This window comes from Trichocoleus sp. FACHB-6 (assembly GCF_014695815.1).
Taxonomy (GTDB): Bacteria; Cyanobacteriota; Cyanobacteriia; order Cyanobacteriales; family FACHB-T130; genus Funiculus; species Funiculus sociatus.
In genome coordinates, this window is record NZ_JACJOY010000016.1 from 15,409 (window position 1) to 39,859 (window position 24,451).

The 24,451-nt window shown below is 44.8% G+C and carries 22 protein-coding genes and 1 pseudogene; 16 read left to right on the forward strand and 7 right to left on the reverse strand.

Features of this window, described 5'->3' with window-relative positions:
* Nucleotides 1–22: 22 nt before the first annotated feature.
* From H6F66_RS02765 to H6F66_RS29175, 10 genes and pseudogenes are all read left to right on the forward strand, one after another.
* Nucleotides 23–1,924 carry a P-loop NTPase fold protein gene (locus H6F66_RS02765; protein ID WP_190417981.1) on the forward strand — a complete coding sequence of 634 codons (1,902 nt, stop codon included), beginning with the start codon at nucleotides 23–25 and terminating at the stop codon, nucleotides 1,922–1,924.
* A 136-nt stretch (nucleotides 1,925–2,060) separates the two neighbouring features.
* Nucleotides 2,061–2,705 carry a Uma2 family endonuclease gene (locus H6F66_RS02770; RefSeq protein ID WP_190417982.1) on the forward strand — a complete coding sequence of 215 codons (645 nt, stop codon included), beginning with the start codon at nucleotides 2,061–2,063 and terminating at the stop codon, nucleotides 2,703–2,705.
* Between the two features lie 8 nt (nucleotides 2,706–2,713).
* Nucleotides 2,714–4,183, forward strand: coding sequence for a DUF1802 family protein (locus tag H6F66_RS02775; RefSeq protein WP_190417983.1), 1,470 nt, complete (start codon nucleotides 2,714–2,716; stop codon nucleotides 4,181–4,183).
* A 497-nt stretch (nucleotides 4,184–4,680) separates the two neighbouring features.
* On the forward strand, nucleotides 4,681–5,097 hold the full coding sequence (locus H6F66_RS02780) for a DUF4278 domain-containing protein (protein WP_190417984.1): 417 nt from the start codon (nucleotides 4,681–4,683) through the stop codon (nucleotides 5,095–5,097).
* A 452-nt stretch (nucleotides 5,098–5,549) separates the two neighbouring features.
* Nucleotides 5,550–8,156: a bifunctional aconitate hydratase 2/2-methylisocitrate dehydratase gene (gene acnB / locus H6F66_RS02785; protein WP_190417985.1), complete on the forward strand. Its 2,607-nt coding sequence runs from the start codon at nucleotides 5,550–5,552 to the stop codon at nucleotides 8,154–8,156.
* Between the two features lie 66 nt (nucleotides 8,157–8,222).
* Nucleotides 8,223–8,870, forward strand: a complete 648-nt coding sequence (locus H6F66_RS02790) for a Uma2 family endonuclease (RefSeq protein WP_190417987.1) — start codon at nucleotides 8,223–8,225, stop codon at nucleotides 8,868–8,870.
* 144 nt (nucleotides 8,871–9,014) lie between these two features.
* Entirely contained in the window at nucleotides 9,015–9,179 is a 165-nt protein-coding gene (locus tag H6F66_RS02795) for a DUF559 domain-containing protein (RefSeq protein WP_190417989.1), read from the forward strand.
* A gap of 167 nt (nucleotides 9,180–9,346) precedes the next feature.
* A complete protein-coding gene (locus tag H6F66_RS02800; protein ID WP_190417991.1) occupies nucleotides 9,347–9,694 on the forward strand; it encodes a hypothetical protein in 348 nt (115 codons plus the stop codon).
* A complete protein-coding gene (locus H6F66_RS02805) occupies nucleotides 9,691–10,140 on the forward strand; it encodes a nucleic acid-binding protein (protein ID WP_190417993.1) in 450 nt (149 codons plus the stop codon). Before H6F66_RS02800 ends, H6F66_RS02805 begins: the two co-directional genes overlap by 4 nt.
* A gap of 43 nt (nucleotides 10,141–10,183) precedes the next feature.
* A pseudogene (locus H6F66_RS29175) lies at nucleotides 10,184–10,276 on the forward strand (type II toxin-antitoxin system HicA family toxin); the annotation flags it as partial.
* A gap of 115 nt (nucleotides 10,277–10,391) precedes the next feature.
* Here the strand turns inward: H6F66_RS29175 and H6F66_RS02810 are convergent.
* From H6F66_RS02810 to H6F66_RS02825, 3 genes are all read right to left on the reverse strand, one after another.
* Nucleotides 10,392–10,628: a hypothetical protein gene (locus H6F66_RS02810; RefSeq protein WP_190417995.1), complete on the reverse strand. Its 237-nt coding sequence runs from the start codon at nucleotides 10,626–10,628 to the stop codon at nucleotides 10,392–10,394.
* A 728-nt stretch (nucleotides 10,629–11,356) separates the two neighbouring features.
* On the reverse strand, nucleotides 11,357–13,159 hold the full coding sequence (gene aspS / locus H6F66_RS02820) for an aspartate--tRNA ligase (protein ID WP_190417998.1): 1,803 nt from the start codon (nucleotides 13,157–13,159) through the stop codon (nucleotides 11,357–11,359).
* A 308-nt stretch (nucleotides 13,160–13,467) separates the two neighbouring features.
* Nucleotides 13,468–13,779: a hypothetical protein gene (locus H6F66_RS02825; RefSeq protein WP_190418000.1), complete on the reverse strand. Its 312-nt coding sequence runs from the start codon at nucleotides 13,777–13,779 to the stop codon at nucleotides 13,468–13,470.
* Between the two features lie 226 nt (nucleotides 13,780–14,005).
* On the opposite strand from H6F66_RS02825, the gene H6F66_RS02830 reads away from it, so the two are divergent.
* The 4 genes from H6F66_RS02830 (at nucleotide 14,006) to H6F66_RS02845 (ending at nucleotide 17,165) form a co-directional block, all read left to right on the forward strand.
* Complete coding sequence (locus H6F66_RS02830) at nucleotides 14,006–14,536, forward strand: orange carotenoid protein N-terminal domain-containing protein (protein ID WP_190418002.1); 531 nt, start codon at nucleotides 14,006–14,008, stop codon at nucleotides 14,534–14,536.
* 380 nt (nucleotides 14,537–14,916) lie between these two features.
* Nucleotides 14,917–15,636: a hypothetical protein gene (locus tag H6F66_RS02835; protein WP_190418004.1), complete on the forward strand. Its 720-nt coding sequence runs from the start codon at nucleotides 14,917–14,919 to the stop codon at nucleotides 15,634–15,636.
* On the forward strand, nucleotides 15,629–16,711 hold the full coding sequence (locus H6F66_RS02840) for a pentapeptide repeat-containing protein (protein WP_190418006.1): 1,083 nt from the start codon (nucleotides 15,629–15,631) through the stop codon (nucleotides 16,709–16,711). Before H6F66_RS02835 ends, H6F66_RS02840 begins: the two co-directional genes overlap by 8 nt.
* Before the next feature lie 82 nt (nucleotides 16,712–16,793).
* On the forward strand, nucleotides 16,794–17,165 hold the full coding sequence (locus H6F66_RS02845; RefSeq protein WP_190418008.1) for a roadblock/LC7 domain-containing protein: 372 nt from the start codon (nucleotides 16,794–16,796) through the stop codon (nucleotides 17,163–17,165).
* Nucleotides 17,166–17,275: 110 nt separating this feature from the next.
* On the opposite strand, the gene H6F66_RS02850 is transcribed toward H6F66_RS02845, so the two are convergent.
* Nucleotides 17,276–17,845: a GTPase gene (locus tag H6F66_RS02850; RefSeq protein WP_190418010.1), complete on the reverse strand. Its 570-nt coding sequence runs from the start codon at nucleotides 17,843–17,845 to the stop codon at nucleotides 17,276–17,278.
* A 706-nt stretch (nucleotides 17,846–18,551) separates the two neighbouring features.
* On the opposite strand from H6F66_RS02850, the gene H6F66_RS02855 reads away from it, so the two are divergent.
* Nucleotides 18,552–19,094 carry an ATP/GTP-binding protein gene (locus H6F66_RS02855; protein WP_190418012.1) on the forward strand — a complete coding sequence of 181 codons (543 nt, stop codon included), beginning with the start codon at nucleotides 18,552–18,554 and terminating at the stop codon, nucleotides 19,092–19,094.
* A 213-nt stretch (nucleotides 19,095–19,307) separates the two neighbouring features.
* Nucleotides 19,308–20,165 (forward strand): DUF4388 domain-containing protein, encoded by an 858-nt coding sequence (locus H6F66_RS02860; RefSeq protein ID WP_190418014.1) that lies wholly within the window; start codon nucleotides 19,308–19,310, stop codon nucleotides 20,163–20,165.
* Nucleotides 20,166–20,441: 276 nt separating this feature from the next.
* Here H6F66_RS02860 and H6F66_RS02865 read toward each other — a convergent pair whose 3' ends face one another.
* The 3 genes from H6F66_RS02865 to H6F66_RS02875 form a co-directional block, all read right to left on the reverse strand.
* Nucleotides 20,442–21,218 (reverse strand): ABC transporter ATP-binding protein, encoded by a 777-nt coding sequence (locus H6F66_RS02865; RefSeq protein ID WP_199295142.1) that lies wholly within the window; start codon nucleotides 21,216–21,218, stop codon nucleotides 20,442–20,444.
* A gap of 104 nt (nucleotides 21,219–21,322) precedes the next feature.
* A complete protein-coding gene (locus H6F66_RS02870; RefSeq protein ID WP_190418017.1) occupies nucleotides 21,323–22,540 on the reverse strand; it encodes an ABC transporter permease in 1,218 nt (405 codons plus the stop codon).
* 49 nt (nucleotides 22,541–22,589) lie between these two features.
* On the reverse strand, nucleotides 22,590–24,173 hold the full coding sequence (locus tag H6F66_RS02875; protein WP_190418072.1) for an efflux RND transporter periplasmic adaptor subunit: 1,584 nt from the start codon (nucleotides 24,171–24,173) through the stop codon (nucleotides 22,590–22,592).
* Nucleotides 24,174–24,451: the final 278 nt, after the last annotated feature.

Sequence of the window (24,451 nt, forward strand, 5' to 3'; positions counted from 1 at the left end):
TCGTTACCTCACGCAATAAGCCATGACTAACTCTTCTGTTTCCTCCGTCGAATCCTTAAAATCTGCTCTTTTGGATCAAAACCCATTTAACGAGGTCGTTGTACGCTATCAAAATATTTGGGGAAAGGGATTTCTTGATGTGGAATCTCTAAATAATCACGCTTCCAATGCAGTTTTTCAGGCGATTGAGCAAAATCGGACAACCTCGATCGTCATAACTGCGGAATATGGAACTGGTAAAACCCACCTTATTAGCCGCATCCGTCATCATCTACAGTCTCAGGGTGGTGCCTTGTTTGTCTACGCCAACAAATATGGTGATATCCAACAAATTAAGCAAGGATTTCAGGTAATTTTAGCTGACAGTCTCAGAAACCTTGGTAGCCAAGAAGTCACACAATGGCAGGAACTAGCGACATCTATGGCTAACCAGGTATTTAAGGCTGCTAACCCTAAGAACAAGACTGTTTCTCCTAAAGAGCTAGTTGAAAAATTTGGAAAGGGTAAACCAGAGCAAGTCAATAAATGGGTGAACGACCTAACCAAAGGATTTCGCAAAGTAAAAGATGTTAGTGATCCTAATATTGTCAGAGCAATTTTTTGGACACTCTCAGATGAAGAAATGCTTGATGCAGTTCAATGGTTAGCTGGTCAAGAACTAGCTCAATTTAAAGCTAACGAGTTAAGATTACCCACTCAACGTCAATCTTTTGATGCTGTTTTGCAAATTTTGGATTTGATAAGTGAATATAACGAACTTGTCATTTGTTTTGATGAATTAGACAATCCAGACACTGATCCAGACACTGGCTTGACAAGAGCGCAAGTTGTGGCTGGTTTAATAAAAGAACTTTTTGAAAATCTCAAGCGTGGGGTAATTCTGAGTGTGATGCTTCCTGCTGTATGGAAGGATAAAGTTAAACAAATGCCTAGTTTATCTTGGCGGAAGATTTCTGACTATGGAGAACCACTTGATTTAAAATTCATGGATGAGGATTCTGTCATTGATTTAGTGACCTTGCGGTTAAGAGATTTTTATCAAGCTCAAAACTTGGTTCCTCCTTATTCAGTTTATCCATTTTCTGAAAGTCAACTCAGGGGTATTGGTAAAACAAAGTCAGAAACCGTTAGACAAGTATTGGTGTGGTGTAAAGAGAACTTGTCTAAGATGCTAGACCGTGAAAGTGTAAAACCACCTTCAGATCCAGTAGAGGAGGCTTTTATTGAAGAAATGCAAGAAAATATAGGAAATTACTTAGATGATAATTTCCAACTTGCTGATGCTCTTTCATTTGGCTTTCAGACATTCATTGGACAAACAGTAGAAAGAGTCACCATTGAAGAGGTTACAGATAAAGTTTGTAAAAATAAAACGGACAAGCACCTCAATTTCAAGATAATTGGCAAAGAAAACGGACAACCCGTGAAAATTGGCGTTGCAGTTCTTCAGTATGCTGGTGGTGTCTCATTATCAACAGGTTTGGGCAAGCTGAATGACTATAAAAAATTTGATTTAACTAGAGGTTGTTTAGTTCGTTCCAGGTCTAAGAAAATGACTAAACCTATGGAATCCAAGTATCTTGAACCTCTAATTAGAGAAAAAGGTGGAGAATTTGTGGAACTGAAAGAAGATGAGATAAAACCTCTAATAGCTATTCGGGCTGTTCATCAAAAGCGAGAAGTAGACTATAAGTTAAGTGAGGCTGAAATTATTAAGTTCATCACTGAGAAAGGAGCTGAAAAAATGCTGGGAGCTAGTAACCCTCTGCTTAAAGAGATTCTCAGCGATCCATCTTATGAGGTGCCTACGGATATGATTGAAGAAGAACCCGTAGTTTCAGAGGAATCTATGATGGCTGATGTATCTAAATCAGACAACATAGAAGAGGGAATCGACACCTTACTCAACAAAATTAATGCTTGATGTCCTGGCTATAGCAGTCCTAAATGTTTCGTGAAGGCAAGATCCCCGACTTCTCTAAGAAGTCGGGGATCTGAAGGTCTAGCATCTCACAACTCAAATAGGATTGCTATATAAGTTGAGTGCAACAGAGAAATTTATGAGTACCATGCGGACAAAACTACCGACTGATATTTGGGTTGTAGCTACATGGGATGAATTTATCCAAACCGTTGAAGACCCAGCTTATCAAAAAGCTAAAGGCTACTACTACAATGGACGAATGAGGATTGAAACTATGTCAGTAGGCCCTGATCATGCAAAAGATAATGGGATTATTGCTATTGCTGTCACCTTATTCGCCGCTCTCAAAAACATTCCACTGAATTGCTTAGATAACTGTAGCTACCGGAAAACAGGTGTTCGAGAGTGCCAACCTGATGTATCTTACTACATCGGAGAACGGGCGCGAATGGTACCGACAGGAACAGCGATCGCTAATCTTGACCTTACTCCACCGCCAGATATAGCTATTGAAATTTCTGACAGTACCCTAGCTGATGACAAAGGCGAAAAACGCTTACTTTATGAAGATATAAAAGTATCTGAATATTGGATAGTCGATGTGCAACAAGCCGAAATAATTGCCTTTGAAATAATTCCTAGTGGTGGTAGTAGAAGAATTACTCAATCTCAAATATTACCAGGTTTAGAGATGGCAGTATTAGAAGAGACTTTGCGGCGCAGTCGTCAAATGGCACACTCTCAAGTTGTGGCTTGGTTATTAACTCAATTTCAACCATAAGATGAAGTATGTCGCCAGTAAATTCTGTTAACCTTGATACTGCCTTAAGACTACCAGCGCCAGAGATTGAAGCATTAATTCAAGGGAGAGCGATCGCAGCTACGCCTCGGACATTCATTGATCCGGGGCGACAATTTGCTCTGTATCCTGCTGATGCTTCGATTAACTTGCTACCAATAGAGCAACACTATCGCCCGAATTTTTTATCTATTGCTCAAACTGCATTTGCCCAGTTAAATTCTGAAACAATCACTATTAAAGCTTGGGCTAGGTGCGAATTGTGCCAAATTATAGATAATTCTGAAGGGTTAGAAGCTTTGTCGCGGTTGACAATTTGGACAACAGAAGCATTGCAGCAAATTCTGTCTCAACGTCCTTATATTTTTATGACTTATTTGCGAGTTTATCCGCTACATCAACCGATTGAAGTTCCAGTAAATCCAAAGGGTAATTATGTTTCTTTACCGAATCTCCTGAATGTTACTGAATCTTCGCCTGTATTGAGCGATCGCATCTTCACCCAACGCCGCCAGCAGCTAGAACACAGACAGCCTCCACTGCATCCAGAATTGGAAGAGTTGCAGAATGCGATCGCTCTTTTATCAGCCACAAACCCAGCAGCCGAGGAACTAGACCAGAGTATAAGAATATTTCTGGGCTGGAGTAGTAATCAAACTGCAAAGCGAATAGATTCAGATTTGGCTTGGATTCAGAAAATTGCAGAAGTAGGGAATTCCAGCGAGGGTCAAGAATTTGAAAAATTAGTCCGAAGGAGCTTAATAAAGCTAGGTTTCACAAATTCTAACAGCAACCCAAAAGCTAGCCTCGATCCACAGGCTACAGGAGGCGCTGGAGGAATAGATTTTTACTGTGAAAAACCCTATCCAGTAGTTGGCGAATGCAAAGCCAGTAAAAAAGAAAGTGTACCGAATAGCGTAACGGCTCAGCTAATCCATCTCGGTCATACCCATCTAGGTAAAGCTGAATTTGACCATGCAATCAAGTTAATTGTTGCCGCTGGCCCTTTAACTCCTCCAGCTCTTCAAGCAGCTATTGAAAATCAAATGAATGCCATGAGACCTGAAACGTTGCAAAGACTGGTTGAACTCCAAGCACAGTACAAAAACTCTATAGATTTGCTAGAGCTTAAGCTGTGCTTGCAGCAAGCTCCCTTTGGATTGGCTGACGATAAACTAGATAGTTACATCGACAAAGTTAACCAAGAAATCAAGTTGCGATCGCAGATTGTTGAAGCAGTTAAGCAGCTTGGTGAGCCAGGAAGTGAACACTTGACAGTCGAAATCCGCGTTCACTACAATGCTGTGTTTGCCAAAGAGCCAAACTCTAAGCTAGATGAGCTGCAAGTTCACGATTTACTTGTAGAACTTTCCTCGCCTTTAACAGGTTATTTAGGGCGAGTTAAGGGTAGTGATTGGAGGAGCGATCACTTCTACTTCCTGCGCGACTTGTCAGCTTAGGAAGATTTCAACTTTAGAGAGCGCGATCGCATTCTTTGAAATATAATCATCAACTAGCGATATCTTTGTCAGCCTTATCGAGATGGGATGAGGCTGCAAGTTGTAACTGTAAAAATTTTTGTGCTGCTTGTGGTGTGAAAAACCAAACTTAGTTCATCAAAATAATTAGCCTTTCAAAGAAAGTTAGCCGCTTCTGTTGACATCTGGAACGCCACAAATCACCAGATGAATCGCACCAAGTTTATCGTCCCCAGGTAATAGAGGACTTCAGTGTCGTATCTACCTAAAGTTATAAATGTTGCTTAAAGTATCTTAATCGTTGACGATATGCTAGCAAAATGTAAAAATAGATACAGAAATAAAAATATTTAGTTCTTACCAGATGGGGATTCGGAGCCATCAACGGCACTGGAGAATAGAACTAGAGAGCGATGTCGTACTCGCAACCACCTCATTTAGTAAGAAATACTTAGGAAACTTAATTGGAGGCAAAATTTATGAAATTTTCTTATCGCGGTAGCAGTTATGAAAACACCTCACCCACGCTGGAAGTGACTGAAGGCGAAATTTTGGCTAAGTATCGGGGTCAAAGCTATAAAGTTCAATATCCCAGACACGTTCAGGTTCCTGATGTGATCGTTAATTTAAAGTATCGTGGCGTTCCCTACATCGTCGGCAAAACCGGAACAACCGATACTCTACAGCGGCAACATCTTGAACAATTGGTAAATTTACCGGAGTGCAAATTGTCAGTGGATAAAAACCGTCAAAAAATGATGGATGAAGCCGCTAGAATGCACTTGGAGAGTATCCGGCGCAGTCTGGAACACCGCATCCAGGTAGCCAAAGCTAAAGGCGATGAAAACCTCATGCGCCTTCTGGAGGCAGAGTCGAAGCAATTGAGCGTGTGCTAATTAGGTGAAACTGATTAAAATATCTCTGGTAGGCAAGATGCCTGTCAGAGATATTTAATTTAGTAGTCTGCAATTAAAGTGCGATCGCGTTTCGACAGAAAAATATCGCGCTCATCCCCCTAAAGATGTAGAATTTGATCTAAGCACGAAATCTTCAAATCTGAAGACGACGGATTCCTGGTTTATAGAAGTAAGCGGGCGATAGAGAGCGATCGCCTTTTTTTTTGTGCAATGTTGCCGTCGAACAACCAAGTTGCAGCAATCCGTACAAATCCTATTTCAATTTTTCACAATAATTAATAATGTTGATCTGCGTCTCAAGCAGTAGCGGCGACACTCTCTGTTCACTGGTGGCTGTGAAGCGCAGGTATCGAGATTGTATTCTCCAGGCGGAGAACCTAAAAGCGATTCGCCCCTAAATTTTGCTCTTAATTGTTTGTGGAGACTAGAAAATGTTTGAATCTTATCGTCAACACGTTGCTGAACGTGCGGCTTTGGGAATTCCCCCTTTACCCCTGGATGCCGAACAAACATCGCAACTGTGCGAAATGTTGAAAAATCCGCCAGCTGGTGAAGAAGAGACGTTGTTGGAATTGTTGCGCGATCGCATTCCCCCAGGCGTCGATCCCGCAGCTTACGTCAAAGCAGGATTTCTCACCGCCGTTGCCAAAGGCGAAACCAAAAGCCCCCTAATTTCCCCCATCTACGCCATCGAGTTGCTGGGGACAATGGTAGGCGGTTACAACGTGCAATCGTTAATAGATTTACTTAAATCAGACGATGAATTGGCATCAGCAGCCGCAACAGCTTTAAGCAAAATCATGCTGGTGTATGATGCCTTCCACGATGTAGAGGAATTATCCGAAACTAATCCCTACGCCAAACAAGTAATCGAGTCTTGGGCGGCGGCTGAGTGGTTCACCTCTCGCCCCACTTTGCCCGAAGCCATTACCGTCACCGTCTTTAAAGTGCCGGGAGAAACGAACACCGACGATTTATCCCCCGCAACCCACGCCACAACTCGCCCGGATATCCCCTTGCACGCCTTGGCAATGCTGGAATCTCGGCAACCGGGAAGTTTAGAAACCATTGCCGAGTTAAAGAAAAAAGGGCATCCCGTGGCTTATGTGGGGGATGTAGTGGGGACTGGTTCATCGCGCAAATCTGCGATTAACTCAGTGCTGTGGCACATTGGCAATGATATCCCCTTCGTACCAAATAAACGGGCGGGGGGATATATATTAGGGAGTGCGATCGCGCCGATTTTCTTCAACACCGCCGAAGATGCAGGTGCATTACCCATCCAGTGCGATGTCACCCAGATGGAAACCGGGATGGTAATTACCATTCATCCCTACAAAGGTGAAATTACCAACGAAGCTGGCGAAGTTATTTCCACCTTTAGCCTCAAACCTGACACCATCACCGACGAAGTACGCGCCGGAGGACGCATTCCCCTACTTATCGGACGCACCCTCACCGATAAAATCCGAGTTGCCCTTGGTTTAGAAACAAGCCCCATCTTCATCCGTCCTCGCCCACCCATCGACACGGGCAAAGGATACACCTTGGCACAAAAAATGGTCGGCAAAGCCTGCGGACTCGCTGGGGTGCGCCCTGGAACTTCCTGCGAACCAATAATGACCACTGTTGGTTCTCAAGATACCACAGGCCCCATGACCCGCGACGAACTCAAAGAACTCGCCTGTCTGGGTTTCAGCGCAGACTTGGTAATGCAGAGTTTCTGCCACACCGCCGCCTATCCAAAGCCAGTGGACGTGAAAACCCACAAGGAACTGCCCGACTTCATCGCCCAGCGTGGCGGTGTCGCCTTGCGTCCCGGCGATGGTATCATCCACTCTTGGTTAAACCGGATGCTGTTACCAGACACAGTGGGAACTGGCGGTGACTCCCACACCCGCTTTCCCTTGGGTATTTCCTTCCCCGCAGGTTCCGGGTTAGTTGCGTTTGCAGCAGCTTTGGGCGTAATGCCGTTGGATATGCCGGAATCTGTTTTAGTCCGCTTCAAAGGCGAATTGCAACCCGGTATCACCCTGCGGGATATCGTCAATGCTATCCCATATATTGCCATCCAAAAAGGTCTTTTGACTGTCGATAAACAGAACAAGAAAAACATCTTTTCGGGGCGAATTATGGAAATTGAAGGTTTGCCAGACTTGAAAGTTGAGCAAGCTTTTGAATTTACCGATGCCAGCGCTGAACGTTCTTGTGCAGGTTCCACAATTAAACTCAGTATCGAGACAATTTCCGAATATCTGCGTTCCAACGTAGCGTTGTTGAAAAACATGGTAGCGCGAGGCTACGCCGATGCGCGTACTATCATGCGCCGCGTTGCCAAGATGGAAGAATGGTTGGCAAATCCTGTGTTAATGGGAGCCGATTCAGATGCAGAATATGCGGAAATTATTGAGATTGACTTGAACGAAATCAAGGAACCAATTGTCGCCGCACCGAACGATCCTGATAACGTCAAGTTACTTTCTGAAGTTGCTAACGATCCAGTTCAGGAAGTATTCGTTGGTTCTTGCATGACGAATATCGGACACTATCGCGCCACCGCGAAAGTGTTGGAAGGCGAAACAGCAGTCAAAACCCGCTTGTGGATTTGTCCTCCAACTCGAATGGATGAACACCAACTAAAAGAAGAAGGTGTTTATAGTGTATTTGATGCCGCAGGTGCGCGTACAGAGATGCCGGGATGTAGTCTCTGCATGGGAAATCAGGCGCGTGTGGATGACGGTACAACCGTATTTTCAACTTCCACGCGCAACTTCAATAATCGCATGGGCAAAGATGCGCGAGTTTATCTCGGTTCTGCTGAATTAGCAGCAGTTTGTGCGATGTTAGGTCGCATTCCCACGGTGCAGGAATATCTGGAGATTGTGGCGAAGAAAATTCATCCTTTTGCGGGTGATTTGTATCGCTATCTCAACTTCGACCAAATCGCTAATTTTGAGGATGAAGGTCGCGTGATTGCCTTAGAAGATATGCCCAAGATTGAGGATATTTTGGGTATTCCATCTGGTTCGTTGCGCTAGTCGATAATTAAAGTAGGGTGGGCATTGCTCGCCCTACTTTCCCAATATTGAAGATGAGGCTTAAAAATGCTGTTGGAATTAAAGCGATTTAATATCCCGCCTGGCCATAAAGTTTTCCTAGAAGATATAACCTGGCAAGAATTTGAAACCATCTTAGAAGAGTTAGGAGAACATCGTGCCTCAAGAGTAGCCTATGACAATGGAATATTAGAAATCATGACACCCTTGCCAGAGCATGAAACCAATAAACTGTTTATCAGCAACTTTATTGAAATTATTCTAGAAGAACTAGATATCGATTTTTATCCTCTTGGTTCTACTACTTTTAAAAACCGGGATATGCTGAAAGGGATAGAACCCGATAACTGTTTCTATATTCAAAATGAAGCAGCAGTAAGAGGAAAAGAAAAATTAGCCTTATCAATCGACCCACCTCCAGATTTAGCTTTAGAAATAGATATAACTTCTCGCACTCATCCGGCTATTTATGAAGCATTAGGAGTGCCTGAGCTTTGGCGATTTGAAAAAGGGAAGTTACAAATTAATGTATTACGAGATAGAAATTATACTGAGTCAGCCTTTAGCCTGATTTTTCCTAATTTACCGCTTATTGAGGTGATTCCTCAGTATTTGAGCCAGGTAAAGACTGCTGGTAGGAATAAGACAATGAGAGCTTTTAGAACTTGGGTACAAGAACAAATTACAATATCGTAAAATTTCGGGTTTAACTTCTATCAAATCGCTAATTTTGAGGATGAAGGTGGCGTGATTCCGCTGCAAGGAATGCCTCGGATTGAAGATGTTTTGGGTATTCCATCTAGTGCTTTGCGCTAGCCGATAATAGTAGCAAGGCGGGGAATGCCCACCTTGCTTAATATATCTGAATACGATGCAGAACGTGACAAAGTTTTGTCAGCACGAGGATTGCGTTTGTTGCGAATTAAAAATGCAGAAGTAAGAAAAAATATCGATGATGTTTTGCTGGATATTTACACCGCTTGTTGCGATTGCGAAGAAGCCTAACCCCCAAGCCCCCTTCCCTCGTAGGGTTGGGGCTTCCGGCTCCCCTCTCCGCTTCAAAGAGGGGTTGGGGAGAGGTCAAACCGCGCGATCGCATCCTCATTTCAAACATCGCGATCCCGCTGTTCGTTATGCTAAACATACGGTCATGCAATGCAGTAGAGGTAATAATGCCCGACCAGAGTTTGGACGAGCGCTCCCTAAGCGAACCTGTAGCAGAGCTACTTCGCGAGATTCAGCAAACGCCGAAAGAATATTGGCCGAACTTACTTCAGATGATTCGGCTGTTTCGTGAAAGTGTGACCGTGAAGCCTGCGCCGTCAGATGCTTGGGCAAAAGCTATGGACGAAATTAAGAACCCTGACCCAGTGGAGAAAGCGGCGCGGCAGAAAGCTCTAAGCGATCTGTTAAAGTCATGGGAAGAGGAGGGAGATGAACAGGAGCAAACAGAAACCTGGGAATATCTCCGTCAGGCACTGGATGAAGATCGTCTTTCTAATCGCCCATTGTTCCCATGAGCAGGGTAGTTTTGCTGGATGCTGGCCCTGTGGGAATGGTGACAAATCCCAGAGCTACGGCTCTGTGCCGGGAGTGCAGGCTTTGGCTAGATTCTTTGGAGCCGAGAGGCTACGATGTGATGCTGCCTGAAATCGCAGATTATGAGGTGCGACGTGAATTACTCCGTGCGAGTAAGGTAGCAGGAATTAGACAACTCGATCAACTTAAATCGCTGATTATATATCTTCCCATTACAACACAAGTGATGCTCAAAGCTGCTGAGCTGTGGGCTGAAGCAAGACGTGCAGGAAGACCAACAGCAGACCCCAATGCACTTGATGGAGATGTGATTCTGGCGGCTCAAGCAATATTAGTTGCAAATGAAGGAAATGAGGTTGTAATTGCCACCACAAACGTAGGGCATTTGTCCCAATTTGTTGATGCTCGTGAATGGCGACTAATATAGCGATCGCATCCTCATCTCAAACAGCGCGATCGCTTATTCTTCAGTCAGTATCGGAGCAGGATTAGTATCACCCGCTTATGTGTTGCGGATTTTTAGACAATTTGGCTTTATTAATCAAGAAATTGATAGGCTTTTAGGAAGTGAGAGGAATTTAGCGATCGCATCCTCATCTCAAACATCGCGATCGCATTATCACTTCAAACAGTGCGATCGTATCCTTTTCCTAAACAGGGCGATCGCATACCAGAACTTTAGATCGCAGCTTTGTCTGGTTGACAGTCAAAAACCACCATAAAGGAAGCGTTGGGTGTCAGCTGACGCATACGCTGCATATTACAGTCTGCATCACACCGACTGCGGAATCGAGCCACCGTCGCCTTCTGTCTATTGGGAAGGAGACGAACAATCGCCCAAGGATTGAGACGCTTTGTGTAGGCGATCGCACGAGTTTCTGATGTGGAATCGATTGAATCAGTATTTTGTGACACGAGCAATTTGTATCCGTAAGGAGTTTAGTCAAGGGCATTAGCAAATCTCTTGGCGGGGATCTACTAATGCCCTACATTTATCATTAAACTCTATTATCATAGCGTTTGTCAATTGTCAATAATTAATATTAAGTTTTAGCTCCAAATTAATTGGAACGTTCAGTTAACTATGAACTGGAGAGCCTTGGACTTTTGCATAATGGTGAGGAGGAATACTGCGGCTTACTGGATTGCTTTATGTATAGAAAATGGGTGCTTAGGTCAGGAACCCAAAAAGCAGTCCTGAAGCGACTTAAAGAAGCGATCGCTTCTTTCCGAGAAGCCTATGAGACAAAATCTTGTATTTACAGTCCTGCAATCATTATAGAAGAATTATGACTTTTTGCTCGTATAAGGAAATGTTTAAAATTACTATATATTATGGTTTATATAAAAATAAGTAATCAATCATTGTAGAAATCACCATTACCAAGTTTGAAAAGATTGAAGAAATTTTTAAACTTGACCTTTTATTAAAACTAATGGATGAAGAACGACTTTTACAGGACGAATAATTGAACTATTATGAAGCGCTAAATAAGGATAAAGACACGTGAATATATAAAGCGATTTTAAAAATATTGTGGCTTTGTCAGTGCAGATTCATCTCAAAGAGTGCGCTCGCTAACCTTTGCCAACTAAAGAATTTGTTCCCTCCCCTTTAACGGGGAGGGTTAGAGAAGGGTTCTTTACTTGCCTTTCTCAGTTGATTTCGGCTTATAAGTCGAAGCCACCTGCAACTCCTTCAACTGCTTCTCATCCACACCAGAAGGCGCATTTGTCAGCAGACAACGAGCTTGCTGCGTCTTCGGAAAGGCAATTACATCCCGAATTGACTCCTCACCCGCTAATAGCATCACTAAGCGGTCTAAACCGTAAGCAATACCTCCATGCGGCGGAGTTCCGTATTCAAACGCTTCCAGCAAAAATCCAAACTTGTTATATGCTTGCTCTTGGGATAAACCAATCGCTTCAAACACCTGTTCTTGAACTTCTCGCTGGTAAATCCGCCGACTTCCACCGCCGATTTCATAACCGTTGAAAATTAAATCGTAGGCTTGCGCTCTTGCAGTTTTTAGGTCATGCACATCTTCGGGATGAGGAGCAGTAAACGGATGATGTAACGCCTCTAAACGCTTCTCGTCGGCGTTCCATTCAAACATTGGAAAATCTGTCACCCAAAGAATGTTTATCTTCTCTGGATCAATTAACCCCAATTCTCGACCAACTACTAAGCGCAAGCGGTCGAGAGTTTTATTCACCATATTAGAGTCACCAGCGCCAAATAGCAGTAAATGACCCGCTTTTGCACCAGTGCGCCGTAATAGTTCCTGCTTTTGTTCTTCTGTCAGGTTGTCTTTAATTGCGCCGATAGTGTCGATTTCACCGTTATCTCGGACGCGAATGTAAGCAAGTCCTTTCGCACCCGCTTCGCTGGCTTCTTTAAATAAGTCGCCACCTGGTTTAATTCGCACATTGGAAATAGCATCATTTCCCCCAGGAATGGGTAATACTTTCACAACGCCGCCAGATGCAACTGTACTACTAAAGACTTTGAAACCAGAGTCTTTAACTAAGTCGGAGACGTTGACGAGTTCTAAACCAAAGCGGGTGTCTGGTTTATCGCTTCCATAGCGTTCCATTGCTTCGGCGTAGGTGAGACGAGGAAAAGGACGGGGTAAATCGATACCTTTAATTGTCTTGAAGATATGACAAACTAAACCTTCGTTTAGTTTGATAATTTCTTCTTGGGACATGAAGCTCATTTCCATGTCCAGTTGAGTAAATTCTGGCTGACGGTCGGCGCGGAGGTCTTCGTCGCGGAAGCAACGGGCGATCTGGTAGTATCGGTCAAAGCCGGATACCATCAGCAGTTGCTTGAAAAGTTGCGGTGACTGGGGTAAGGCGAACCACTCGCTGGGGTTGACGCGACTGGGGACGAGATAGTCTCTTGCGCCTTCGGGGGTAGATTTGGTGAGAATTGGGGTTTCTACTTCGATGAAGTTTTCGGTATCTTCGAGGTAGCGGCGAATGGTTTTAACGACTTGGTGACGCAACTGGAGATTATTCGCCATGCGATCGCGTCTTAAATCGAGATACCGATACTTTAGCCGCAAGTCTTCGCGCACGGGTTCGCTTTCCGCCGTCGCCACCTGAAAAGGTAACTGCTTGTAAACTTGATTGAGCAGTTCTATCTTGTCTGCATAAATTTCCACTTCACCTGTAGGTAGGCGAGAATTTAGCGACTCTTCTGGACGCTGGCTGACTCGCCCGGTAAATTGGACAACATATTCGTTACGCAGCCTTTCTGCTTGTGCGTAAGAATCTGGTGTGCGTACAGGATCGCTGACAATTTGAACGATACCAGTGCGATCGCGCAAATCCAAAAATATCACACCCCCGTGGTCGCGGCGACGGTCTACCCATCCACACAGGGTAACGGTTTCTCCAATATGTTCTGCTCTAAGTTCGCCGCAATAATGGGTTCGCATAGTTAAACTGAAAAGAAGGCTTGAGGAATGGAATTATCGCTCTGACAATCTGGGAAAATTGGCAACTGCAAGTGTGCTATCTCCCCACGATAAACGATAAAAGCCTTCCCATTATGCAGCATTTGACTCCCACAACTAAAGCCCAACCCGATATAGGTTGAGCGAATGTTCTAATAATTCTTTTTTCAAAAACTCCACAGCTACGAGAAGCTCTGCCTTGTCTATTTCACAGCTTAGAGGACTTCCTTCGCCATTTTCGTGTCAGCAGGATCGCCACTCTTGCCCCTTGACTCGGCTGCTAAATTGTCCTAACCGTCCTTTCTGGGGCTGACCTCCTGCGCCATCTGTATATAATCAGCTGGGTTGCCTGTTGTATCTGGTGAGGATTTCATCTCTGTCGCTTCAGGTACTTTGAACTTAGGAGCTGTAGCAGCTTCAGCGGCTTCCGCGCCACCACCTTTGCGGTCTACTTCACTAACGCTAAACGCTTTTGATGCTTCATAGTCAGCATCTAGATCAACTTTTTGTACTTCCTCTTCACCAGAAGCCATATTCTCAGCAGCTAGCTGAGCGTCATGGGTTGTAGCTTCGCTAGGATTCGGTTTCACTTCTTCAGTCATAAGGAACTCCTATTTATTTAGACTTTTTTATCTGCGATATCGATTTTAAGGGATTGATCCCTGTTACTTTGACTCTCTTGGGATAGATCCTCAATCTTCCCTGTCAGCCGTTACCCAATCTGCGTCACCGAAGAAGCAAAAATTCTCTCTATTGGAGGGGGACTAAGAGCTGCAAAGTCTGATATTCCTAGTCTGGAAATACTAACTTTACTTTTGGATAGCTTTTATGATCCCAGACGAAAACACCATAAAAACTCAAGCTCTTTCAGATGAAACACAAAAAGTGGTTCAGGCTTTTGAAGCGTTGAACACCGACGATAAATTAGCTTGGTTTTATTATGTTTATAAAAAGATGGGAGACTCGATCACCCCAGCGGCTCCCCAAGGAACAGATCCTGAACTAGCTCCCAAGCTGTTAGGAGACTATTTGCAATTGGATGATGATAAGCAACTGGCGATCATGCGAGAAATTGTTGAGCGCAAAGATACAGAATATTCTCGCGCCTATGGAGCATTGAAAGAAAATAATCAGTTAATGGTTTGGTACACTTGGTCGCAGGAAATGGGGAATACCGTGGTAGATATGCCTGCTGACTACCAAGCAAGCCAACCTATTAACGATTTGATGGGACAAATAGAAGGGCTGGACTTCGAGGGGCAAATTTCGATGTTCCGTACCATCGCAAGTGATATGGGCTATACCGATGTGAAACCTATTGCTTCTCAGGCGGAAACTGGCAAGACTGCGAGTTTGTAATCGATGTAGAAGATTGATACTCTTCCAGGCTGAGGCTGGGAGAGGGTTTGAGAAGAGTAGGAGTGTTTCCGTTGTGCGAAACACTCCTTAATTTTTGCGCGATCGCGAGGTTGGGGATTGGTGACTGGAGATAAGGAGTAATCGAAATCGAGTTTGGTTGGGGTAGTTACTTGACAAAAAGCGCAGGAGTTGAACTACGGATTCTTCTAATTATGCGTAATTACTTAAGGAAAAGTTCCACTTTCCGGACATTACGAATCGCCGGGTCATGATAGCGTTATAGGCAACCCGCTTGAACGAAGAGTTCTACCGTGGTAATGTCTCAATTCCCCACACTGCCTCAACCAGAGCCTGAGAATCGATGTCCAGGCTGCTTGTATATGAAATTGCTAGGAACTCCAGTTCTACTAGAGCAACCAATCCAGCCTCTAGTTATAACTTTTGATTCTCAGGCACAACAAAATGAAATCGAGCAGATTGATTTGCACTTAAGCATCAAGTTTAACGAGCAGTGGCTACCGCTGATGGGCGGTCGCATCAAGTTTGGCATCAAAAGTGGAGAACTAAAGCTAAAACTGGAAAATGGTGAACTTCCCTATGAATCCCGGCAGTTAATTGGTTCAATTGAGCTTATCCTTCCAGAAGAAAAGCCAAAGCCGGAAAAAAGTAACGAGCAACAGCGTCAAGAAGTTTCTTGGAGCAATCTACTACCTTCTTTGAATGGGAGTAAAGCTGGAGTTAGGGGGTTCGGTACACCAACGCGCAGAACAGAGAAGTTAGGAGCAACCACCTGTCAGATAACGACAACAGCTTTCGAGGAGAATCCCACCTGGATTTTTGAAGAAGATATGGGTGAGCCAGTTTTGAAAGGCAACATCGAGAATATAAAGCTGGCAACATTGAATGTGAAAGTGCCTACTCGTGTAGAAGCAACTTTTGAAGTTTCCAAGCGAGATGTACATTTGACTGACGCACAAGGGTTATGGCCCCCAGACATTAGCCGCAATAAGAGGGCAGTTTTGGAAAGGCTGATTGTCCTGCGGGTGTTGGAACCAAAATTAAAGCCCTACCTGAGTCGGCAAGAATTGCATTATGGCTGATGAAACATCTGTTCAGGAACTTCAAGTCCTGATCCAGCGCATTGTAGAAGCACAAACAGACAATCTCGATCAACTGGCGACAATTGCTGGTTTAAATCTTTCTGAAGATTTTGCTGAGGCAGACCTGAGAGGTGCCGATTTGCGGGGTGGTAATCTCAGGGGTGCCGACTTGCGGGGAACTGACCTAAAAGGTGCTGCTCTTTGGGGTGCCGACTTGCGGGGAACCGATTTGCGGGGAACCGATTTGCGGGGAGCCGACCTGAGAGGAACTGACCTGAAGTATGCAAGTCTTAGGGGTGCCAATCTCAGGGGTGCCAATCTCAGGGGTGCCAATCTGGGCGATGCGAACCTGAGTGATGCCAACGTGGGGGGCGCGGATCTGGGCGATGCTAATTTGAGTAGTGCTGACCTGAGAGGAAGTGACCTGAGCGATGCTAATTTGGGGAGTGCTGATCTCAGCGATGCTAAACTCAGGGGCGCTAATTTGGGGAGTGCGGATCTCAGCAATGCCAGACTCAGGGGTGCTAACCTGATCCGTGCCTACTTGGGCGGTGCTAACCTGATCCGTGCTGACTTAATTCGTGCTTATCTTAGTGGTGCTGATTTGAGTGGTGCTGACCTGAGAAGTGCTTACTTAAGCGGTAGCAATCTCAAAGGTATCGATTTAAGCGGTGCTGACCTGGGGGGTGCCAGTATGATTCGTGCAAATCTGACTCTTGCTGATTTGATCCGTGCTGACTTGAGTCTTGCCAACCTGAGTAGTGCTAACTTGAGCGGTGTCAATCTGAGTCTTGCTGACTTGATCCGTGCTGACTTAAGTCTTGCCAACCTGAGCGATGCTAATTTGAGTGGTGCTAATTTGAGCGGTGCTAATTTGAGCGGTGCTAATTTGAGCGGTGCTAATTTGAGCGGTGCTGATTTGAGGGGGACTGAGTTGAGGGGTGCGAAGGTGGAAAATGCTCAGTTCGCAACGAATATGGGAATTTCGAGGGAGATGAAAGTTGATTTGATCAGGCGAGGAGCAGTCTTTGGGGATGCTCCAGGCGATCGCGCTGGAGTTTTGACTCCTTATTAAAGGATGCGATCGCTCTATTTGAGAATTCCTCAACTGATCACAACAAAAATCTTTTCTCGATCGCAATTAACGAGGTACGACAATGGCAATTAATACCGCTAAGCTCGAAAGCATTCTCCAAAATTTTGTCACTGCTACCAGTGACGTTCAAGGTGCCGCACTTGTCTCTCCCGACGGTCTACCCCTAGCTTCTAGCTTACCGGGTGAGATGGACGAAGAACGAGTTTCTGCCATGTCCGCTACTATGCTGTCTTTAGGCGAACGCATTGGCACTGAGTTATCCAGAGGTATCCTCGACCGCATTTATGTAGAAGGCAGCAATGGCTTTGGTATTCTCACCAGCTGTGGCTCTGAGGCGGTCTTACTGGTCTTGGCGAGTAGGTCTGCTAAACAGGGGATATTAATGCTTGAAATTAAGCGTTTGACGGCTGAACTAAAGATGGCTTTGCTTTAACCATAGCTATTTGTTCAGTTTTAATTTTTGGATGATTAATTCCTTGCCACTTTAACTGATAAGCTTTTTAAACTTTAGCAATTTGTTGGCGGTCGCGGCGCAACTCATCCTCAAGCCGCTTTGCTTCTTTTCTTGGAGAAAGCTGCTGATTTCTTGGAATTGAACTGATTTACCAAAGTAATCAAAGCCTGAACTACAGAAGCTTTTTCGGCTGGATTTACAATCACGATGGGAGGCCGTTTTATCTTATTGGCGTACCCCAGAGCGATCGCTACATCCTTCTTAGACCAAGCTCCGGGGCAGTCTGTATGTGTTAGACCAATTACCACCGGGATTTGCACCCGCTGCTCCATGAAAGCCAAAAGCTGACGAGCTTGGCGGAAATCGCCTGGTCTATCAGCAGCTACTAGCAAAATATAAGCGTGCGCTCTCTGAATCAAGAGATCCCACATAAAATCAAATCTCGCATGACCAGGGGTGCCATACAGATGCACCGCCATGTCAGGGCCAAAGTTTAGCCTTCCAAAGTCGAGGGCAATTGTAGTTTTTTCTTTAACTGATGATGTTTTATCTGTGGTTTGGCGATCGGTGTCTACCACTTCTATTTCACTGACCGAACGTACTAAGGTGGATTTCCCTGCACCCACAGTCCCTGTCACAATCAAGCGCATTAATTCCATTCGACTTTCCTCTCCCAAAAAAACTAAATGTTATTACCACTGGCACAGCTGATTGCTAGACCCTTACAGGCAAGACTATTTGATAGATTTTTCTAAAATCAGTGATGTGATTTTCTGCTTTTGGAGGTCTTCCTTGTTCTTGCCACCTGCCTTGCTTAACATTTCGTAACTTTTTATTAATCTAACACTATATAGATAATTAATTGTTATCACCTCCTAAAACAGTCTGAAGACATAAAAGCTGCACAGCATCCTTAAACAAAAGTCATACCTCTTTAGATAGAGTTATTTAATAAATCAGCATTTAATACTGATGCAATACATATCAGCAATGGAGATTCTGGAGCTGGCGAGACTGGGCATCATTGGTAAATAAGCTACCCAGCTCACGTTGGTACTGTCTAAAATAGTTGTAGAAAAGTCCAATCTACGGTTAGATAACTTTGAGTGGTAAATCTAAAATCGTAGAAGGGGTGGGGTTTCCAAAGTAGCGATCGCAAGAGCAACTTGAACTTCCTCTGTCGAAAGTTGAACAAATTACTTTGGGGCTAATGGTAGTTGATTGTATAAGTAATCCCCGTAATAACCTTTTTCTCAACGATTTCTTTAGATTGCTATCTACCACAGCAACCAGGCGAATCTTTGAGTAACCATAACGGCAATAATTCTTTTATTTAAAACTTGGTTTTTTACAGGGTAAAAATTGATGGAAATCATGCGCTTGGTTGTGACAGGAACGTTCGGGGCGGGAAAGTCTACCTTCGTTCGTAGTGTGAGTGAAATTGAAGTGGTAGACACCGATCGTCAAGTCACCGATGAAACAGGCGATATTAAGGAAAAAACTACGGTTGCTTTAGATTTTGGTCGGCTGAACTTTAGTTCGGATATGGTTTTGCACCTTTATGGTACGCCTGGTCAGGCAAGATTTGATTTTATGTGGGATTTGTTAATTCGCAGATCCCATGCTTACATCCTGCTGGTAGACGCTCACCGTCCTAGCGATTTTCGGGCGGCTCGTCAGCTTCTAGCTTTCATGAAAGCGCGAGTGCAAATCCCTATGCTGATTGGTTTAACTCATATGGACTGTCCGGGAGCTTGGCAAGAGGAGGATGTAGCGATCGCTCTGGGATACATTAATCACAAAGATCGACCGCCTATGGTTTCTGTGAATGCAACCCAAAAAAGTTCGGTAATTCAGGCTTTGTTGGTTCTGCTCCAGCACTTAATTTACGACTCGGCTGTTCGATAAACTGTATTAAAAGTAAAAATTTAATTAGTAGTATTTCAATAAGTCAAATAAAAAATTATTTTATTAACTTTTTTATACTACTCATAAGGGAAAATGTAACGAAAAGTATAGTTTGATGAATATGGTTCAGGGATTTAACTATTATTTAAGCTAATACCCGCAGTAGAAGGCGCTCAAGCTGGTATTTAAACGGTCTGCTGAAATAGGAAAACTATGGCGGTTACTGGTTATTTAGCAGAATTTTCCTTGCCTGAACTTTTTCAGTTCCTCGATCAAGGACACAAGACGGGATTGTTGACGATTAATGGTTTAAGTGTAGATCGGAACCGAAACTCGCAATCCCACTACATCTGGGTGCATGAAGGGCGCATTGTAGCGGCTGCTGCAAGCCTGGATGAAAAAGGTTTACTCTCAATGATTTCCCAGCGGGGTTGGTTGAGCGATCGCGTTGTCTCCCGACTCGCTCAAGTTTTCTCGAATAAAACACCGATGGGGCTATGCCTGAAATCTCACGGACTTCTGGAAGCCGAACAACTGAAAGTGCTGTTCAAAAGCCAGGTATTGCGGCGAGTGTGTGCATTGTTCCAGCTACAGGATGGACAGTTTGAATTTCAAACCAAAGTTCCTTTGCCCTTAGCAGAAATGACAGGTTTGAGCGTACCAGCAACAGAAGCAACCCTGATGAGTTTGCGGGCGCTACGAGACTGGACGGCACTAAAAGATAAACTACCTGCCCCTACTTCTGGCTTGACAAGTGTAATTACAGGGCAACCGCGCTTCCGGCTAGATGCCCTAGAGTGGCAAGTGTGGGAGTTTGCCAAAGGGACTGTTTCCCTGGAAGCGATCGCGCAGCAACTCCGGCTACCTGTGGAGAAAGTGCAGCAAGCTGCCTTCCGCTTAAGCGTCCTCAGCCTAGCAGAAGAAGTGCCGCTGATTGCCCCATCTCCCGCACAGTTAAAGGATAATTCCGTAGTAGCTGTACCAGAACTAATACAGGAGTCTGTCAGCAAGGGAAGCATCAGTCAGTCGTTTCTGCAAAACTTGGTGAGTTTCCTACGCAGTAAAGTTTAAAAATCTAGCAAGTAACTCTCTGACCTCTCTCCAAACCTGTCTCCTACAAGGAGACAGGCTTTGATTCTTACTCCCCTTCCCTACAAGGGAAGGGGCTGGGGGTTAGGTTATTCTGATGTACACGCGCGTAACTGAGAAACGCTATAAATCAAGGAAGTGAAGAAACCGGGTTTCTTTATTTAAAGTTAAAAATCCCAACCTTACGTAGGAACGAAACCCAAAAAATGCTTATGCCTGTCGGGTTTCGTTCCTCAACCCAACCTACAACTTAACCAATCAAGAAACAGCCACCTGACCAATATCTTCTGGCTTCAGATGAGAGTGTAAAACTTCTCCATCGCGGAACCAGACAATGCGTTTAGTGAGACGTGCTACTTCTGGTTCGTGAGTCACCATCACAACAGTGATACCGCTGGAATTCAGTTCGGTGAAGATGTTCATCACTTCTTCGGTGGTTTTCGAGTCAAGAGCGCCCGTGGGTTCGTCCGCAAGCAATAAGACGGGATTGTTGACAATGGCACGCGCGATCGCTACCCGCTGCTGTTGTCCCCCAGAAAGTTGATTTGGTCTATTATTTAGGCGATGCTGCAAACCCACGCGAGTTAAAGCTTCTGTTGCTCTTTGCCTTCTTTCGCCATTAGGTATACCAGCATAAACCATCGGCAACATGACATTTTCTAACGCCGAAAGTTGAGGCAAAAGATGGAATTGTTGGAACACAAATCCAATTTTACGATTGCGAATTTTAGCTAATTCCGAGTCTCCCAGTTGAGACACATTTACGTTATCTAAATAATAATATCCGTCGGTTGGTTGGTCGAGACAGCCGATAATATTCATAGCGGTGGACTTGCCCGAACCAGATGCGCCCATAATTGAGCAATACTCGCCCTCTTCCACGATCAAGCTAACACCAGCCAGGGCGCGAACTTCTGTATCACCGATGCCGTAGACTTTGGTAATATCCTCAAGTTGAATAATTGTTTTTTTTGAAGGGCTGAGGACTGAAGACTGAGGACTGAGTGAGGAATCAGAACCGTATATATCTTGCATTTATTTAGCTGTAAAACTCAGGACTCAAAACTCAAAGTGGGCGCGTTTAGTCAATATCTTGGTGAGATGCCAAGTTTATTCTAGAACCGCCCCTACAAAACTTTTTAAGCGCTTCGTAAAGCTACAATTGGATCGAGTTTAGCTGCTCGTCGTGCGGGGACGACACCAAAAAATAAACCGATACCACCGGAAACACTGACAGCAACGATAACAGCTACAGGTGAAATGCTGGCTTTCAAAGGAGAAAAGGCGCTGACAAGCGAAATTCCGCCGACACCCAGCATAGTACCGAATAAGCCACCAGCTGCTGAGAGAATCACTGCCTCGATGATAAATTGAATCAGGATATCTTGCTCTTGTGCGCCGATAGCCTTGCGGAGTCCGATTTCCTGGGTGCGTTCGGTTACGGAGACAAGCATAATGTTCATTACGCCAATGCCGCCGACAAAGAGGGAGATGGCTGCGATCGCTGCTAACATCAGTGTCAATCCGCTGGTAATTGTATTGACGATTGTTAACAAGTCTTTTTGACTTCTAACCGTAAAATCATCCTCTCCGTTGATTTTGTGCCGTAACCGCAGCAAATTTTCCACCTGAAATTTAGCTGCTCCTGTGCTATCTTCATCTTTGGCGGAAAGAGAAATGGCGGTTACTTCCAAACCATAAGGTGATGTCCGTCCGACGATGCGGTTAGCTACGGTGGTAATTGGCACATAAACGGTTTCATCGGGATTATCTCCCAACGCTGAGCCTTTAGGTTTCATAATGCCAACAACCTGAAAGCTGAGATTTTTTATCCGCAGTTGTTCGCCAATGGGATTTTGGTTGTCAAACAGTTTTTTTGCCAACTCAGGCCCCAGCATCACAACTTGGTTACTCCGCTTGATATCTTGCTCGGTGATAAATCGTCCGGTTTCAACATCAAAGCTTCTCACTGAGAGATAATCGGAAGTTGTGCCAAGAATTGTGGCGTTAGTATTTTTGTTGCGGTAGGTAACTAATTGTCTGGTATTAATTTGGGGAGCGACTTCTTTAACAGAAGGCACTTGGGTAGCGATCGCTCTCGCATCTTCCAGTACCAGGGTTTTCGGCACCTCTAACGTAGTATTTCGAGTTGCCTGAGAACCGGGAACCACAAACAGCACATTTGGCCCAAGTGCCTCAAATTGTTCTGATGCCAGCCTTTGCGCTCCCTGCCCAATCCCTACCATCGCAATAACTGAGGCATTACCAATCATAATGCCCAACATGGTGAGACTACTACGCAGTTTGTTTGCCACTAGCGTTGTGGCTGCCATTTTGACGCTTTCGAGAATGTCCATAGTGAGCGTGCTAATTGCTAATTGCTAATTGTTCCAAAGGTATTAGTATTTATTCCTCCTTGGGTTTTCTATCTTTAGGTAAGTCAATAAACACGCGATCGCCTTGTTTTATCCCTTCCAAAATCTGCGTTTGGTTTTCAATAGTTGAGCCTATTGTTACTTCTTGAAACTTCGGTTCATTATTCTCGCTGGGTATGAGTACGCCCGTCTTACCTTTTTCCGTCACAATCGCCACCGTAGGCACCACTAAAGCATTATTCACCGCTTCGCCGACAAACGTCAGATCCACATTCATTCCCGAACGCAGTTGCTCCTTACCAGTTTCTAGCGCTACCCGCACCTGAAAAGAGGTGACATTTTGCTCAACCACCGCTTCTGGAGCAATCAGGCGCACCTTACCTTTAAATACTTGGTCAGGATAGGCATCCGCCACAATTTCTACAGCTTGTCCCTGTTTAATTTGTCCAACATCCACCTCTGGGACTTTAGCGAGAATTTCTGAATCTCTAGCAAGGGCAACAATTGAACTCGAAGTAGCAGAAGCAGTACTGGAAGCAGAAGTTGTGGGGGTAACGAAAGCTCCTTCTTGGGCATATTTCTGCGTCACAATGCCAGCGAACGGAGCAACTATCACCGTATCAGATAGCTGGACTTGCACCGCCTGCATCGAAGCTCTAGCAGCATCAGCAGCGGCTTTAAGCTGGGCAATTTCCTCTGGTCGCGTTCCATTTTCTAACTGACGCAAGGCTGATTGTGCTTCTGCCACATCAGCTTGACGCTGGGAAACTTCTTCGGAACGGGTGCCGCTTTGCAGCTGTTTTAAGGCTTGCTGCGCCTCTGTTAAGGCAGCTTGTTGCTGCTCAATTCCTTGGCTGGTGCTGTTTGTGCGTTGCTCAAGTCGTCTTTGGGCTTCATTAACGTTGGCGGTGGCGTTGCGGTATTCTGTCAAAGCTTCATCCAACTGGTCTGTAGCCACTGCTCCCTGATCGGCTAAGAATTGATAGCGTTTCACCCGTTTTTGCGCCAAATTTTCTCGCGCTTTGGCGGCTTCGACTTGAGCCTTGGCTTGATCAATTTCTGTAGAACGACCATTCTGGGCATCTGCTAGACGCGATCGCGCTTGCTGCAACCTAGCTTGCGCTTGGGCGATTTCCTCTGGACGAGAGCCATTTTCAGCTTGCTGCAAACGAGCTTTCGCCTGAGATAGTCTTGCTTTTGCCTGAACAATTTCTTCAGGACGACTACCAGCTTGAGCCTCTGCTAGACGGGCTTCGGCTTGTTTAAGATTAGCGATCACTTGTGATAGTTGCGCCTGAAGCTCTCTATTCTCCATCTGGGCAATCTTTTGCCCCGGCTGCACTTTGTCCCCTTGCTCGACGTACAATTTCGCCAGAGTCCCAGATGTTTTCGGGCTGAGGTTGACGCTTTGCAGCGGCACAACGGTTCCATTGGCGGCGATCCGTACTTTCAGGCTTTGAGATTTTACAGGTACGGTTAGTGTCTGGATATCTAGTTGGGGCGAACTCCGACCCATAACGAAATAAGTCGTACTAGCTACCAGGATGCCTGATGCTAGCAGCCCGATTATCCAGCGAGAAGGATTCTTGACTTTTCCAATTAGGGGAAGTTGCATTTGTGTGGTATTCACTTCAGGCAATACGGATTGTTTTGGGTTTTATATGGTGATTTTTATTACTAATCCAATGAATTATTTCTAAGTAATAAATTTTTTCATCTCGTAGAACAGGCATCTTGCCTACCATCAGCTTTGAGGCAGTCGATACGTCCCACCTCCCCAAAAATAGCTAAATATTTTTATGTTTGGAAACACCTAACTGGGTGAATTACAGTAAAAGCTTCTACTAAGGGGAGTTGTTATCCTTTCTTTATGTTAGCGTTGACGGATTTTTC

Bases quoted from the DNA above. Each gene is read 5' to 3' on its own strand.
- H6F66_RS02855 (WP_190418012.1), top strand. From the start codon at position 18,552: ATGGAAATCATGCGCTTGGTTGTGACAGGAACGTTCGGGGCGGGAAAG.
- H6F66_RS02860 (WP_190418014.1), top strand. From the start codon at position 19,308: ATGGCGGTTACTGGTTATTTAGCAGAATTTTCCTTGCCTGAACTTTTT.
- H6F66_RS02790 (WP_190417987.1), top strand. From the start codon at position 8,223: ATGCTGTTGGAATTAAAGCGATTTAATATCCCGCCTGGCCATAAAGTT.
- H6F66_RS02775 (WP_190417983.1), top strand. From the start codon at position 2,714: ATGTCGCCAGTAAATTCTGTTAACCTTGATACTGCCTTAAGACTACCA.
- H6F66_RS02825 (WP_190418000.1), bottom strand. From the start codon at position 13,779: ATGACTGAAGAAGTGAAACCGAATCCTAGCGAAGCTACAACCCATGAC.
- H6F66_RS02800 (WP_190417991.1), top strand. From the start codon at position 9,347: ATGCCCGACCAGAGTTTGGACGAGCGCTCCCTAAGCGAACCTGTAGCA.
- H6F66_RS02765 (WP_190417981.1), top strand. From the start codon at position 23: ATGACTAACTCTTCTGTTTCCTCCGTCGAATCCTTAAAATCTGCTCTT.
- acnB (WP_190417985.1), top strand. From the start codon at position 5,550: ATGTTTGAATCTTATCGTCAACACGTTGCTGAACGTGCGGCTTTGGGA.
- H6F66_RS02780 (WP_190417984.1), top strand. From the start codon at position 4,681: ATGAAATTTTCTTATCGCGGTAGCAGTTATGAAAACACCTCACCCACG.
- aspS (WP_190417998.1), bottom strand. From the start codon at position 13,159: ATGCGAACCCATTATTGCGGCGAACTTAGAGCAGAACATATTGGAGAA.
- H6F66_RS02835 (WP_190418004.1), top strand. From the start codon at position 14,917: ATGAAATTGCTAGGAACTCCAGTTCTACTAGAGCAACCAATCCAGCCT.
- H6F66_RS02770 (WP_190417982.1), top strand. From the start codon at position 2,061: ATGAGTACCATGCGGACAAAACTACCGACTGATATTTGGGTTGTAGCT.
- H6F66_RS02845 (WP_190418008.1), top strand. From the start codon at position 16,794: ATGGCAATTAATACCGCTAAGCTCGAAAGCATTCTCCAAAATTTTGTC.
- H6F66_RS02870 (WP_190418017.1), bottom strand. From the start codon at position 22,540: ATGGACATTCTCGAAAGCGTCAAAATGGCAGCCACAACGCTAGTGGCA.
- H6F66_RS02840 (WP_190418006.1), top strand. From the start codon at position 15,629: ATGGCTGATGAAACATCTGTTCAGGAACTTCAAGTCCTGATCCAGCGC.
- H6F66_RS02850 (WP_190418010.1), bottom strand. From the start codon at position 17,845: ATGGAATTAATGCGCTTGATTGTGACAGGGACTGTGGGTGCAGGGAAA.
- H6F66_RS02875 (WP_190418072.1), bottom strand. From the start codon at position 24,173: ATGCAACTTCCCCTAATTGGAAAAGTCAAGAATCCTTCTCGCTGGATA.
- H6F66_RS02830 (WP_190418002.1), top strand. From the start codon at position 14,006: ATGATCCCAGACGAAAACACCATAAAAACTCAAGCTCTTTCAGATGAA.
- H6F66_RS02795 (WP_190417989.1), top strand. From the start codon at position 9,015: ATGCCCACCTTGCTTAATATATCTGAATACGATGCAGAACGTGACAAA.
- H6F66_RS02805 (WP_190417993.1), top strand. From the start codon at position 9,691: ATGAGCAGGGTAGTTTTGCTGGATGCTGGCCCTGTGGGAATGGTGACA.
- H6F66_RS02865 (WP_199295142.1), bottom strand. From the start codon at position 21,218: ATGCAAGATATATACGGTTCTGATTCCTCACTCAGTCCTCAGTCTTCA.